Origin of the sequence: Stenotrophomonas sp. S41, assembly GCF_016624625.1 — a bacterium.
In the GTDB taxonomy this organism is placed as follows: Bacteria; Pseudomonadota; Gammaproteobacteria; order Xanthomonadales; family Xanthomonadaceae; genus Stenotrophomonas.
In genome coordinates, this window is sequence record NZ_JACVTV010000115.1 from 1 (window position 1) to 13,842 (window position 13,842).

A 13,842-nucleotide genomic window follows, 5' to 3' on the forward strand; every position below is an offset into this window, starting at 1 on the left:
CTTCGGCATTCACCATCACGCCATCGAAGAACGCATCGACCTGCGGACGCAGGCGGGCCAGGCGCGCCAGCACGGCCACATAGTCCTTCTGGTGCAGGCTGGCGCCGGTGTCGTCGATGGCCGCGGTGACCGCTTCGGCCAGCGCGCGCTCGGCGTCTTCCTGCAGCAGCGACGCATCGATCTGGCCCGGGATGTCGCCTTCGGCCTTGCGGAGGATGTTGCGGATGCGCTTGTTGGCCGCTGCCAGCGCCTCGGCTTCCGGCAGCGCGGCAAACGTGCCGATTGCGTCAAGGCGACGGTCGAAGTCATACAGCGAGGCCGGCTTCAGCTCGGCCACGGCGTTGAAGTGCGTGGCCGGCACGCCCTTGTCGCTGTAGTAGCCCTTCAGGCGGTCGAGGATGAAGTCATACAGCTCGCCCACGTCGGCCTGCACGTTGCGCGCGGCCAGGCCGGCGTTGGCGCTGGCCAGCAGCGCGCGCAGGTCCAGCTCGAAGCCGCTTTCGATGATGGTGCGGGCCAGGCCCAGCGCGTTGCGGCGCAGGGCGAACGGGTCCTTGTTGCCGGTCGGCTTCAGGCCTGCGGCGAAACCGCCGGCCAGGGTGTCCACGCGCTCGGCGATCGCCAGCACCTTGCCCAGCGCCGACAGCGCGATGTCATCGCCACCGAAGCGCGGCTGGTAGGCCTCGTCGATGGCCAGCGCCACGTCCGGCGATTCGCCACCGGCCACGGCGTAGTGGCGACCGGCGATGCCCTGCAGTTCCGGGAATTCATTGACCATGCGCGACTGCAGGTCGTTCTTGGCCAGCTGTGCTGCACGCTTGGCCAGCACCGGGTCGGCACCGACCTGCGGCGCGATCACTTCGGCCAGCGCCGAGACGCGCGCCACCTTGTCGGCCACGCTGCCCAGCTTGGCCTGGTAGGTCACGGTCTTCAGGCCGTCGCCCATCGATTCCAGGCCCTGCTTCAGGTCTTCGTCGAAGAAGAACTTGGCATCGGCGAAGCGCGGGCGGATCACGCGCTCGTAGCCCTTGGCCACTTCGGCCACGTCCTTCGATTCGATGTTGGCGATGCCGATGAACTTCTCGGTCAGCTTGCCGCTGTCATCCAGCACCGGGAAGAACTTCTGGTTGATCTCCATCGTCTCGATCAGCGCTTCCTGCGGCACGGCCAGGAACGCACGCTCGAAGCTGCACAGCACCGCCGCCGGCCACTCGACCAGGTTCACCACCTGCTCCAGGTTGTCTTCGGTGATGCGGGCGCTGCCACCGGCCTGGCCAGCAGCGGCCTCGACCTCGGCAACGATGCGCTCGCGGCGCTCGGCCGGATCGACCAGCACCTTGGCCGCGCGCAGCGATTCGACGTAATCCTGCGGCTGGCTCAGCCACACGGTCTTGTCATGGTGGAAGCGGTGGCCACGGCTCATGCGGTCGGCCTTCAGGCCGAACAGTTCGGCCTCGACCACGTCGGCACCGTGCAGCAGCACCAGCCAGTGCGCCGGGCGCGCAAAGCCCCAGTCGTGGTCGCCCCAGCGCATCGGCTTGGGGATCGGCATCGCGGCGATGGCCTCGCGCAGGATCTCCGGCAGCAGCGCGGCGGTGCGCGCACCCGGGCTCACCGCACGGTGCACGAAGCGCTCACCCTTGTTGTCGCTGGTCTTTTCCAGCGCGGTCCAGTCGATCCCGGCCTTGGCGGCGAAGCCCTGCAGGGCCTTGGTCGGTTGGCCTTCGGCATCCAGTGCGATGTTCAGGTACGGGCCCAGCACTTCACTGCGCTGTTCCGGCTGTTCCAGGCCGACGCCGGGCAGCAGCACGGCCAGGCGGCGCGGGGTCGACAGCGGGCGTGCATCGCCCAGTTCCAGCTCGACGCCACGCTTGCGCAGGCCGTCGACAACGCCATCGAAGAAGGCCTGGGCCAGGCCCGGCAGCGCCTTGACCGGCAGCTCCTCGGTGCCCAGTTCGATCAGCAGGGGGGACAGTTGGCTCATCGTTTCAATCCTGTGGTGGGGGCGCAGCGCGCGACGCGGCCGGCGCCCCGGGGCAATGGGGTGATGAAAAGCAGCGAGGCCGTCAGGCCTTCTTCGCGCCCGGGAAGCCCAGCTTCTCGCGCTGCTCGTAGTAGGCCTTGGCCACCGCCTGGGCCAGCGCGCGCACGCGCAGGATGTAGCGCTGGCGTTCGGTCACGCTGATCGCGCGGCGGGCATCGAGCAGGTTGAAGGTATGGCTGGCCTTCATCACCTGTTCGTAGGCCGGCAGCGGCAGGTTCACTTCCACCAGCTTCTGCGCCTCGCGCTCGCACGCGTCGAAGCGGTGGAACATTTCTTCCACGTCGGCGTGTTCGAAGTTGTAGGTGCTCTGCTCCACCTCGTTCTGGTGGTAGACGTCGCCGTAGGTCACCGGCTGGCCATCCGGGCCGTAGGTCCAGACCAGGTCGTAGACGTTGTCGCAGTTCTGCAGGTACATGCACAGGCGCTCGAGACCATAGGTGATCTCGCCCAGCACCGGGCGGCATTCCAGGCCACCGGCCTGCTGGAAGTAGGTGAACTGGGTCACCTCCATGCCGTTGAGCCAGACTTCCCAGCCCAGGCCCCAGGCGCCCAGGGTCGGCGATTCCCAGTTGTCCTCGACGAAGCGCAGGTCGTGCACCAGCGGGTCGATGCCCAGCGCCTTCAGCGAATCCAGGTACAGCTGCTGGATATTGTCCGGCGCCGGCTTCATCGCCACCTGGTACTGGTAATAGCGCTGCAGGCGGTTCGGGTTCTCGCCGTAGCGGCCGTCGGTCGGGCGGCGCGACGGCTGCACGTAGGCCGCGTTCCAGCCTTCCGGACCGATCGCACGCAGGAAGGTGGCCGGGTGGAACGTACCGGCGCCCACCTCCAGGTCGAGCGGCTGGATGAGCACGCAGCCCTGCTGGGCCCAGAACTGGTTCAGGGTCTGGATCAGGCCCTGGAAGGTGATCGGAACGGTCGGGTTCGCGGACATGCGGACGATTCTTGGCCGGCAGAGGGGTGCGCTAGTATAACGGCCGACCTGCGGGGCATTCCGTACCCGGGAGGAGCAGGCAGATGGAACACCGGCTGCCGGCAGGCACGCCCGCGGCCCCGGCCCCGTTGCCGCCAGGGCGCCTGCAGTTCGAACAGGTGGCCGCTGCCGCACTGGCCGATGGCCTCATCGCCGAACGTGACCGCGACCGCGTGCGCTTTTCCGCACAGGGCGCGCGCAACGCCAGCGAAGTGCACCCGCTGGTGCTGCTGTCCAACCTCAAGCTGGCCGCCAGCGAGGGCGGCGAGCTGAGCCTGGAACGGCTGACCGAATGGCTGGCCCGGCGCACCGGCTGCCGCTACCTGCGCATCGACCCGACCCGCGTCGACGTCGCCTCGGTCACCGCCGTGGCCTCCCACGCCTATGCCCGCCGCCACCGTTTCCTGCCGCTGGCGGTCGACGCCGAGCGCGTGCTGGTGGCCACCAGCGAGCCGCTGGCGCAGGAATGGCGCCGCGACCTGCAGCACCTGACCCGGCGCCAGATCGAGCTGGCGATGGTCAATCCGCTGGACCTGCACCGCTACACCATGGAGTTCTTCGGGGTCACCCGCTCGGTGCGCGGGGCCCGCGGCGACGTGCGCGGCGAAGCCAACACGACCCTGCCCAGCTTCGAGCAGCTGGTCGAGCTAGGCCGCGCCGGTGACGTCAACGCCGACGACCAGCACATCGTCCACATCGTCGACTGGCTGCTGCAGTACGCCTATGAACAGCGCGCTTCGGACATCCACCTCGAGCCACGCCGCGAGATGGGGCGCATGCGCTTCCGCATCGATGGCGTGCTGCACAAGGTGTTCGAGGTGCCGCCGGCGGTGATGACCGCCGTGGTCAGCCGCATCAAGGTGCTCGGCCGCATGGACCTGGCCGAGCGCCGGCGCCCGCAGGACGGCCGCATCAAGACCCGTTCGCCGGGCGGCCGCGAGGTCGAGATGCGCCTGTCGACCATGCCCACCGCCTTCGGCGAGAAGTGCGTGATGCGCATCTTCGACCCGGATGCCGCCTTCAAGAGCATCGACCAGCTTGGTTTCAGCCCGCAGGAGGCCGCCGGCTGGAACGCGCTGGTCGAGCGCCCGCACGGCATCGTGCTGGTCACCGGCCCGACCGGTTCGGGCAAGACCACCACCCTGTATTCCACCCTGAAGCGGCTGGCCACGCCGGACGTGAACGTGTGCACGGTGGAGGACCCGATCGAGATGATCTCGCCGGAGTTCAACCAGATGCAGGTGCAGGCCAACATCGACCTGGACTTCGCCAGCGGCGTGCGCACCCTGCTGCGACAGGACCCGGACATCATCATGATCGGTGAGATCCGCGACCTGGAGACCGCGCAGATGGCGGTGCAGGCCTCGCTGACCGGCCACCTGGTGCTGTCCACCCTGCACACCAACGATGCGGCCTCGGCCATCACCCGCCTGCTCGACATCGGCGTGCCGCACTACCTGCTGGCCAGCACCATCAACGGCATCCTCGCCCAGCGCCTGGTGCGCACCCTGTGCCCGCACTGCAAGCAGCCGCACACCCTCGGCGCGTCCGATTGGGCGGTGCTGGCTGATAGCCATGCTGCATATCTAGATGCCGCCACGCCCTGTCGGCCGGTCGGTTGCCTGGAGTGCCGGCGCACCGGCTTCCTTGGCCGCATCGGCCTGTATGAGTTGCTGCCATTGGGTTCGCGGCTGCGCAGGCTGATCCGCGCGGACATGGATCTGGCCGCTTTCGGACGTGCCGCGCAGGCTGAAGGACTGCGAACCCTGCGCCAGGCGGGGCTTGAAAAGGTGGCGCAGGGGCTGACTACAATCGAGGAAGTCCTGTCAGTCCTGCCGCCCCCGGATGAATCCAGCACCGTTCCTGATCCTTGAAACCGGCCGCCCGGTGCCGTCGCTGCGGCGCTACGGCCGTTTTCCGCACTGGATCCGCGTCGCCGCCGGGCTGGAAGAACACGAAACGGTGGTGGTCGATGTCGAACACGGCGGCCACCTGCCCGACGCGCGCGGCTTCGCCGGTGTTCTGGTGACCGGCTCGGCCGCCTACGTCACCGACCACGCCGAGTGGAGCGAGCGCAGCGCGGCGTGGCTGCGCCAGGTCGCCCACGACGGCATGCCGGTGTTCGGCATCTGCTACGGCCACCAGCTGCTGGCGCACGCGCTCGGCGGTGAGGTGGCCTACAACCCCGCCGGGCGCGAGTCGGGCACCATCGAACTGGCGCTGGACCCGGCCGCCGCCGAGGATCCGCTGTTCGGTGGCCTGCCCAGCCACTTCCCGGCCCACGCCACCCATATGCAGACCGTGCTGCGTGCGCCCGAGGGGGCCGCGGTGCTGGCGCGCTCGCCGCTGGATGGCTGCCATGCCTTCCGCTGGGGCCGCCAGGCCTGGGGCGTGCAGTTCCATCCCGAGTTCGCCACCCACCACATGCGCGGCTACATCCGTGCCCGCGCCGACTGCATCGGCCGCCACGGCGGCTGCGCACGCAGCATCGAGCGCGCGGTCAGCGCCGCCCCCCTGGCCCGCCAGCTGTTGCGCCGCTTCGTCCGCCAGGCCCGCCAGTCTTCAGCCCAGCCGGTCGCAAAACAGGGATAATCGGCGGCACGGGCACCCGCCCGGCCCCCTTCTGTCCCTTCCCGGATGTCCATGAAAGAGATTCGCAAGCTGCCGGCTTCGGCGGGCGCCCAGTGGTTGCTGGATACGTTCTCGCTGTACCGGCGTGCGCCGCTGCAGCTGGCCCGGATCGGCCTCACTTGGCTGGTGGTCAGCTGGGTGGTCACCCTGCTGTCGACCCTGATCCCGGGCGCCGCCGGCCTGGCCGTGCAGTTGATGACCCTGGCCATTTCGCCGGTGATGTTCGGCGGCATGCTGTACGCGATGGGCGAGATCGACGAGGGCCGTCCCGGCCTGGCCTCGCACCTGCTGCAGCCGATCCGCGACCACCGCGTCAGCCACCTGCTGGTGCCGCTGGCCATCCAGGTGCTGGCAGTGCTGCTGCTGGGCGTGCTGCTGTTCCTGATGATCGGCCGCGAAGGCTTTGCCGCCTTCAGCGAGGTCATGACCAAGATGGAGCAGATCAGCCGCAGCGGCCAGCAGATCAGCCCGGATGATGCGGCGAACCTGGTGGCCAACCTGCCGGCCAAGCGCATCGCGCTGTGGCTGTTCCTGGTGTTCGTCACCGCGGTGGGCCTGTCGCTGGCGATGTTCACCCAGCCGGCGCTGGTGGTGTTCGACAAGCAGAGCGGCATGCATGCGCTGCGCCTGAGCCTGCAGGGCTGCATCGAGAACATCGTGGCGATGACCGTGTTCGCGGTGCTGGGCCTGATCGCTGCGTTCTGCGGTTACATCCTGTTCGTCATCGTCATCCAGATCGCGATGCTGATCGGCGGTCCGCTGGCGGCAGCCTTCATCGCCCAGCTGGTGCTGACCACGGTGGTGATGCCGCTGTACGTCGGTGCGGTCTATGCCGCCTGGAAGCAGATGTTCGTCCACCGCGGCAACCGCGCCGCACCGCCGGTGCCGGTCACCCCGCCGCAGAACGACGTCTTCCACGCCTGACCTGGGTAGATCCACGCCATGCGTGGATGAAACGGATCAATGAAGAACGCCGGGCCATGCCCGGCGTTCCCGTATCAGGCAGCGGGCTTCTTCACCGCTGCAGACGGCACCAGCCAGCGTGCGGCATGGATGCCCAGCTCGTAGAGCAGGCACATCGGGATCGCCAGCATCAGCTGCGAGACCACGTCCGGCGGGGTCAGCACCGCGGCCAGCACGAAGATGCCGACCACCGCGTAGCCGCGGCCTTCCTTGAACTGCTGCGGCGTCACCCAGCCCAGCAGCACCAGGATCACCATCGCCACCGGCAGCTCGAAGCTGCCGCCGAAGGCGAAGAAGATCGCCAGCACGAAATCCAGGTAGGCGTTCGCATCCGGGGTGATCGCGATCACTTCCGGGCTGAAGGTGGTGAGGAAGTGGAACACCGCCGGCAGCACCAGGAAGTAGGCGAACGCGCAGCCGGTGTAGAACAGCAGCACCGACGACACCAGCAGCGGCACCGCCAGGCGCTTCTCGCGCGCGTACAGGCCGGGGGCGACGAACGCCCACAGCTGGTACAGCAGCCACGGCACGGCCACGAACAGGGCCACGAAGCAGGTCAGCTTCAACGGCGCGAAGAACGCACCGGCCGGGTTGGTGGCGATCATCGTCTGCCCGTTCGGCAGCTGCGACACCAGCGGTTCGGCCAGCGCGTTGTAGAGCTTCTGGGTGAACGGCAGCAGGCCCAGCAGCACCACGCCGAAACCGAGCAGCGCGCGGATCAGCCGCGCGCGCAGTTCGACCAGGTGCTCGACCAGCGAGCTTTCACCGAAATCATGGTCGCTCATGGCTGGCGCTCCGGCGGAACGGGCGCATCGGCCACGGGGGTGTCAGCAGGCGCGGTAGCGGCCGGCTGTGCAGGGGCATCTGGTGCTGAAACGACATCCTGCGGCGCCGCGGAGGCCGGGACATCATCGGCCAGGTGCGGCGGCGTCTGCGCCGGGGCCGGCGCGCGCACTTCCTGGGCCAGGTCATCACCCTGCTGCTGCGCCTGCGCCGCCTCGCGCCGCACCGCTTCGCCGCTGGCGCGCAGCTGGCTCTCGGTGTCCTGCATGCTCTGCCGCACGTCCTGCATCTGCCGCTTGATCTCCTCGGCCTGCAGTTCGCGCTCCAGCTCCTGCTTCACCGAGTCCCACTGGTTGCGGGCGCGACGCACCCACAGGCCGGCGAAGCGGGCCGCCTTGGGCAGGCGCTCGGGACCGAGCACCACCAAAGCGACCACCGCGATCACCAGCAGTTCGCTGAAACCAATATCAAACACCGCAACCGCTCCGGATCAACGCGCGTTGCGGTTGTGCTCGTCCTGCGCCGTGCGCGAGGCGTCCTGGCTTCGCGACTCGTCGCCCAGCTGCGCCGACGGCTTGTCGTCGTCGCGCATGCCCTTCTTGAATTCCTTCACCGCCGAGCCGAGGTCCTTGGCACCACTGGTCAGCCGCTTGGTGCCGAACACCAACAGAACCACGGCCAGGACAATCAACCAATGCCAGATGCTCAAACTGCCCATAAAGACACTCGTTACGTTGTGATCAGGCTGTCGAGCATAGCGCACCGGCTGTAAGCCGGCGCGCGTGACGAAAGTCAGTTGCCGCCCAGCGTCTCGGTACGGATCTCACCGTCGCCGACCGGCTGGAAACCCTGCTGTGCCGGCGGCGGGTTCTGCGGCATGTTCTGCAGCGGCGCGGTGGTCGCTTCGGCCGGGGCCGCGACCGGTGCCTGAACAGGCGCCTGGACCGGCGGCGGCGGTGCGCTGGCAGTGCCACCGTTGCCGGTGCGGTTGTTGCGCGCGGCGTAGGTGGCTTCTTCCAGGCGGTCACGGAAGGCGACCACGTCCATCGACGGCGAACCGGCGGCGCGACCTTCGAAGATCATCCGCGGCGTGGTGTTGCTGCCGTAGGCGTCGAGGTTGGCGGCATCGTCGATCTGCAGCACCGCGCCATCCAGGGCGACGCCGGCGAACAAGCCGCGGGCACGCGACCACGACCAGATCTCGGCCTTCAGCTGGCCATCGGTGGCGGCGGCGGCATTGCGGCCCACCGGACCGGCGGCCACGCCGGCATCGGCGCCCAGGGTGAACTTGCCATTGACCAGATTGTCGAGGCTGCGGTCGTTGCGGAACACCAGCACCACGTCGGAGGACTGCACGCCGGCCTGGAAGCCGATGCTGCCGCCGGTGAGCTTGATGAACACCGGGTTGGACCAGGCGCCATTGGGCATGCGCACCGACATCAGGCCATGGCCACGGCGACCGCCGATGACCAGACCGGCCTTGATCGTGTCGGGAATGACGATGACCGCGCGGCCTTCGTCGAGCAACTTGTCCGGAATGCCCTGATCGGGAATTTCCTGGATTTCAGCCAGCACACGCACCGCGTTGCGGGCGCGCTGGTCTTCCTGCGGTCCGGCCATGGCCTGGCTGGACAGCAGGCTGGCGGCGATCAGCAGGGCTTGGATCGGGCGACGCATGGCGGGCTCCAGAAGTCAGTCCATAGGAAGATATAGCAAGTGCCTGAAATTAGTAGCGTTGTGATGAATATCCAATGAGCGTGGCGCATGCGGATAAACGCCCTGCATCGACACGATCCAAACCCTGCATCCCAGCGCGGCATCGGATCGGCGACAATAGCCCTCATGCTCGACGCACCCGATACCGCCGTGCTGGCGGTCAACCTAGGCACGCCCGAGACGCCGACGGCCCCCGCCGTCCGTCGTTATCTGGCTGAATTCCTGTCCGACCCCCGCGTGGTCTCGATTCCGGCGCTGCTCTGGCAGCCGCTGCTGCGTGGGCTGATCCTGCCGCTGCGCAGTGGCCGTTCAGCCGCGAAGTACGCCCTGGTGTGGCTGCCGGAAGGCTCGCCGCTGATGGTGCATACCCGCCGCCTGGCCGAGGCCATGCAGGCCCTGCTGCCCAGCCTGCGGGTGCGCCATGCCATGCGCTACGGCGCACCGGCGCTCACCGCCGAGCTCGACCGCCTGGCCGCCGAAGGCGTGCGCCGCATCGTCGTGCTGCCGCTGTACCCGCAGTATTCGACCACCACCACCGCCTCGATCGAGGACCGCGTGGATGACTGGCAGCGCCGCCATCCCGGCATCACCATCAGCCTGGTGCAGGATTACTCGGTCGACCCGGACTGGGTCGCCGCGGTTGCCGGCTCCATCCAGCGCTACTGGCAGCAGCACGGCCGCGGCCAGAAGCTGGTGTTTTCCTTCCACGGCATTCCGCAGCGCCTGGCCGACGCCGGCGATCCGTACCCGCAGCGCTGCGAAGCCAGCGCGCAGGCCATCGCCAAGGCACTGGGCCTGGCTGCCGATGAGTGGCAGCTCGGCTACCAGTCGCGCTTCGGCCGCGAACGCTGGCTGCAGCCCTACGCCGAACCGAGCCTGTGGGCGCTGGCCGAATCGGGCGTGAAGCAGATCGACGTGGTCTGCCCGGGCTTTGCCACCGACTGCCTGGAAACGCTGGAAGAAGTGGCGATGGGCTTCACTGAAACGCTGGCCGAGCGCGGCGCGCAGATGCGCTACATCCCGTGCCTCAACGCCGAACCCGAACACGCCCGTGCCCTGGCACGCCTCGCCGTGGCATCGCTGGCATGAGCCTGCAACCGTTCGCGATGGACGTGGCGGGCGCGCGCGTGGCGGGCCTGCGCGGCGGCACTGCCGGTGGCACCCGCGTGCTTGCCCTGCATGGCTGGTTGGACAACGCCGCCAGCTTCGTACCGCTGGCGCCGCACCTGGCCGAGGTGGAGCTGGTGGCCATCGACCTGCCCGGCCACGGCCACAGCGCCCACCTGCCGGCCGGCGCGGTCTACACCACACCGGCGGCGATCACCCACGTGCTCGATGTCGCTGACGCGCTGGGCTGGGAACGCTTCACCCTGATGGGCCATTCGATGGGCGCCGGCATCGCCAGCCTCACCGCCGCCGTCAGTGATCGCGTCGAGCGGCTGGTCGCCATTGAAGCGTTGGGCGGCCTGCGTGGACCGGAGGAAGAAACCGCTGATCGCCTGCGTGAGCATGTGAATGCCACCCGCGCCCTGGCCCGCAAGCAGCTGCGCGTTTTCCCGGAACTGGCCGCGCCCATCCGCGCGCGCATGATGACCAACCAGCTCAGCGAAGGCTGCGCCCGCCTGCTGGTCGAGCGCGGCGTCGAGCCGGTGGAGGGCGGCTACCGCTGGTGCAGCGATCCGCGCCTGATGCTGCCCACCGCCATCCGCCTCAGCGAAGGGCAGATCGACAATCTGCTGCAGGCCATCGCCTGCCCCACCCAGGTGATCTACGCCACGCCGGCACAGTCCTACTATCCCGAGCCGGGGCGCAGCCGGCGCCTGCAGCACCTGCGCGACGGCCGCCTGGCGGTGTTCCCGGGCAACCACCATCTGCACATGGAACAGCCAGCGCAGATCGCCGAGGTCATCAACGGCTTCCTCGCCGTCTGATCGCGTTGCTTCACCGCAACCGCGGCTGAGCGGGAACCGCCGCGTGCGCTTCACTCCACGCGCGCGCGGCCGATAGAACAGTTGCGGGCCCCTGCGCCCGCAGCACGCGGGCCCGGTCGGGCCTGCGGCTGTTCGTGGTCCTGCAAGGAAGCCCGCATGTCTTTCTGTCCGCACCACCGCCCACAGGACGTGGCCCCGGTGCCTGCCTGCTCCACCTCCCCCTTTCGCAATCCTTGCCCTGCCACCGCCCCGCCGTCGCGCGTGCGGGTTTGCGGGGCCGTTGCCGTCCGTTGATCCAGGAGTCGCCGATGTCCATTGCATCCCCCCGTCCGCCCGACCAGGGCCGCCTTCCCTACCTGCAACAGCTCGCACGACGGGGTGACCGCCGCCTGCTGCTGGGCAGCGCCGTCATGGCCCTGCTGGGGCTGGGCCTTGCCGTAGGCAGCCAAGGCGGGCTGATGGCCGCGCTGGCGGCATCCGCCGTGCTGCCTGCCGCGTGGCTGGGCGGCCCGCAGGCCGGCACGCCGCTGGCCCGCAATGGCCTTGCGGTGCTCGTCGCCATCCAGCTCAGCCTGCTCTGCCATCTGGGTGGCCTCGGCCCGGCGTTGCCGATCGCCGTGCTGCTGGGGGTCCTGCTGGGTCATCGCGACCGTCTGCCACTGTGGCTGGCCGGCGCGGTCGGGGTGATCGCCCTGCTGCTGCCGCTGGTGCAGGGCGCCGCGGTACTGCCGGCCGTGTTGCACGCGGCGGCGCTGGCCGCGCTTGCGGCCGTGCTCGGCCAGACCGCCGCGCGCCTGCGCCAGCAGAGCGAGGCGCTGGGCCATGGCCCTCAGCGGCTGGCCGCCCTTGCCCGCGATATCGCCACCGGCGCCGACCTGTCCGCGCACGGCAACGTGCAGGATTACGCCGCAGGTTCACTGGCCCACGCCCTGGCCGACACCGCCCGCCACGTGCAGGCGCAGCGCGAACGCCAGGCGCAGGGTCATGCCGACAACGCACAGATCCGCCAGGCGCTGGATGTTTCGCGTACGGCAATGATGATCGCCGACAACGACCACGTGATCCGTTACGTAAACCATTCGGTGGTGGCCCTGCTGCGCAACCAGCAGGCGAACCTGCGCCAGGCCTTCCCCGATTTCGATGCCGAACAGCTGGTCGGCAGCAGCATCCATCGTTTCCACGCCAACCCCGACCGCATCCGCGGCATCCTCAACACGCTGCAGGTCACCCATAACGGCAAGATCCAGATCGGCCCGGTGCACTTCGCCCAGGTGGTCACGCCGGTGTTCGATGCGCAGGGCATGCGCCTGGGGTTTGCCGTGGAATGGCATGACCGCACCCATGAGCTGACGCTGGAGAATTCAGTGGCCGGCATCGTCGCAGCGGCCGCGGCCGGCGATCTCGACCAGCGACTGCAGGCCAGTGAGGGCGCGAGCTTCCTGGACGGCCTGACCGGTGGCATCAACCAGTTGATGGCGACGGTCGGTGGCACGGTGGAAGAGGTTCGACAGATGCTGGCCGCACTGGCCCGCGGTGAACTCGACCGGCGCATGGAAGGCGAGTACCACGGCGCGTTTGCCGCGATCCAGCGCGACGCCAATGCCACGGCGACCCAGCTGGCGCGCATGGTCGGTCGCATCCAGCGCAGTGCCGGCGCGATCCGTGGTGCCGCCAACGAGATTGCCTCCGGCAACGATGCCTTGTCCGAGCGCAGTGAGCGCCAGGCCGCGCACCTGCAGGAGACGGCCGCGTCGATGGAGGAACTGACCGCCACCGTGCGGCAGAACGCCAGCCACGCACGCCAGGCCAGTGACCTGGCCAGCACCACGCAGGGCGCGGCCAACGAGGGCAACCTGGCCATGCAGCGGGTGGTCACCACAATGCAGGCCATCGAAGCCGCCTCGCGTCGCATCGGTGACATCACCGGCGTCATCGACGGTATCGCGTTCCAGACCAACATCCTGGCCCTGAACGCCGCGGTGGAGGCCGCCCGCGCCGGCGAGCAGGGTCGCGGCTTCGCCGTGGTTGCCAGCGAGGTACGCGTGTTGGCCCAGCGTTCGGCGGCGGCGGCGCAGGAGATCAAGAAGCTCATCGACGAAGCCGGCCGCGAGGTGGGCGAAGGCGCGCAGCTGGTGGCCGACGCCGGCCAGCGCATGCAGGGCATTGTCGGCGGCGTGCAGAGCGTGAGCGCGTTGATGCAGGAGATCTCCGCGGCCTCGCAGGAGCAGTCCAGCGGCATCGAACAGATCAACCAGACGGTGGTGCAGATGGACCAGGCGACGCAGCAGAACGCGGCCCTGGTTGAAGAAGCCACTGCCGCCGCACGCGAGCTGCAGGTGCAGGCGGGCACGTTGAGTGAAGCGGTTGCGGTGTTCCGGCAGCAGGAAACGCGGGAGATGGCGCTGGCCTGAGGCCAGACGCCCGGTTCCTGCTTTGTGCTTTGGATGGGTGCCAACCGCGGTTGGCACCTTGCCTGTGCCGGCCAGCGGCCGGCACTACCGTCCTTGCTCCATGCACGCGGGCCGCTGCTCTGGTAGATGCCAACCTTGGTTGGCACCGCTGTTCCTGCAGGCGCCTGTGCCGCGCTTTTGCCGGCCAGCGGCCGGCATTACCGCTGTTGCTCCATGCCGTTTACCGGCACGGCACATCCACGCACGGCGTGGCTCTACCGGGGAACGCCACGCGCGGAATCTCCCGCAGCATGATTATCCACGCGCAAAGAAAAAACCCCGCTGCGTGAGCAGCGGGGTTTTTGGGTGTAAACCCTGGCGATGACCTACTCTCGCATGGCTTGAGCCACA

The 13,842-nt window shown here is 68.8% G+C and carries 12 protein-coding genes; 6 read left to right on the forward strand and 6 right to left on the reverse strand.

Features of this window, described 5'->3' with window-relative positions; genetic code table 11:
* Together glyS and glyQ are read right to left on the reverse strand one after the other, a co-directional pair.
* The coding region (gene glyS, locus IAE56_RS18025; protein ID WP_200753469.1) for a glycine--tRNA ligase subunit beta at positions 1 to 1,984 on the reverse strand (1,984 nt) is incomplete at its 3' end.
* A gap of 82 nt (positions 1,985 to 2,066) precedes the next feature.
* A complete protein-coding gene (gene glyQ, locus IAE56_RS18030; protein WP_108770508.1) occupies positions 2,067 to 2,978 on the reverse strand; it encodes a glycine--tRNA ligase subunit alpha in 912 nt (303 codons plus the stop codon).
* Between the two features lie 83 nt (positions 2,979 to 3,061).
* Here glyQ and IAE56_RS18035 point away from each other — a divergent pair, with 83 nt between their 5' ends.
* Genes IAE56_RS18035 through IAE56_RS18045 form a run of 3 tightly spaced genes read left to right on the forward strand, consistent with a single transcriptional unit; the run spans position 3,062 to position 6,572 of the window.
* Positions 3,062 to 4,891, forward strand: a complete 1,830-nt coding sequence (locus IAE56_RS18035) for a GspE/PulE family protein (protein WP_200753470.1) — start codon at positions 3,062 to 3,064, stop codon at positions 4,889 to 4,891.
* Complete coding sequence (locus tag IAE56_RS18040) at positions 4,863 to 5,609, forward strand: glutamine amidotransferase (protein WP_108770510.1); 747 nt, start codon at positions 4,863 to 4,865, stop codon at positions 5,607 to 5,609. The genes IAE56_RS18035 and IAE56_RS18040 overlap by 29 nt, the downstream gene beginning before the upstream one ends.
* 51 nt (positions 5,610 to 5,660) lie before the next feature.
* Positions 5,661 to 6,572, forward strand: coding sequence for a BPSS1780 family membrane protein (locus IAE56_RS18045; RefSeq protein WP_200753471.1), 912 nt, complete (start codon positions 5,661 to 5,663; stop codon positions 6,570 to 6,572).
* 74 nt (positions 6,573 to 6,646) lie between these two features.
* On the opposite strand, the gene tatC is transcribed toward IAE56_RS18045, so the two are convergent.
* The 4 genes from tatC to IAE56_RS18065 all read right to left on the reverse strand — a co-directional run bounded on the left by tatC (position 6,647) and on the right by IAE56_RS18065 (position 9,071).
* Positions 6,647 to 7,396, reverse strand: a complete 750-nt coding sequence (tatC, locus tag IAE56_RS18050) for a twin-arginine translocase subunit TatC (RefSeq protein ID WP_200753472.1) — start codon at positions 7,394 to 7,396, stop codon at positions 6,647 to 6,649.
* The gene (gene tatB / locus IAE56_RS18055; RefSeq protein WP_200753473.1) at positions 7,393 to 7,869 is read right to left on the reverse strand and encodes a Sec-independent protein translocase protein TatB; all 477 of its coding nucleotides are present in this window, start codon (positions 7,867 to 7,869) and stop codon (positions 7,393 to 7,395) included. Before tatB ends, tatC begins: the two co-directional genes overlap by 4 nt.
* A 15-nt stretch (positions 7,870 to 7,884) precedes the next feature.
* A complete protein-coding gene (gene tatA, locus IAE56_RS18060; RefSeq protein ID WP_200753474.1) occupies positions 7,885 to 8,112 on the reverse strand; it encodes a Sec-independent protein translocase subunit TatA in 228 nt (75 codons plus the stop codon).
* A gap of 74 nt (positions 8,113 to 8,186) precedes the next feature.
* Positions 8,187 to 9,071, reverse strand: coding sequence for a YSC84-related protein (locus IAE56_RS18065; RefSeq protein ID WP_108770515.1), 885 nt, complete (start codon positions 9,069 to 9,071; stop codon positions 8,187 to 8,189).
* Between the two features lie 165 nt (positions 9,072 to 9,236).
* Here IAE56_RS18065 and hemH point away from each other — a divergent pair, with 165 nt between their 5' ends.
* From hemH to IAE56_RS18080, 3 genes are all read left to right on the forward strand, one after another.
* Entirely contained in the window at positions 9,237 to 10,199 is a 963-nt protein-coding gene (hemH, locus tag IAE56_RS18070) for a ferrochelatase (protein WP_200753475.1), read from the forward strand.
* Positions 10,196 to 11,041, forward strand: coding sequence for an alpha/beta hydrolase (locus IAE56_RS18075; protein WP_200753476.1), 846 nt, complete (start codon positions 10,196 to 10,198; stop codon positions 11,039 to 11,041). Before hemH ends, IAE56_RS18075 begins: the two co-directional genes overlap by 4 nt.
* Positions 11,042 to 11,349: 308 nt before the next feature.
* The gene (locus IAE56_RS18080) at positions 11,350 to 13,452 is read left to right on the forward strand and encodes a methyl-accepting chemotaxis protein (protein ID WP_200753477.1); all 2,103 of its coding nucleotides are present in this window, start codon (positions 11,350 to 11,352) and stop codon (positions 13,450 to 13,452) included.
* Positions 13,453 to 13,842 lie beyond the last annotated feature (390 nt).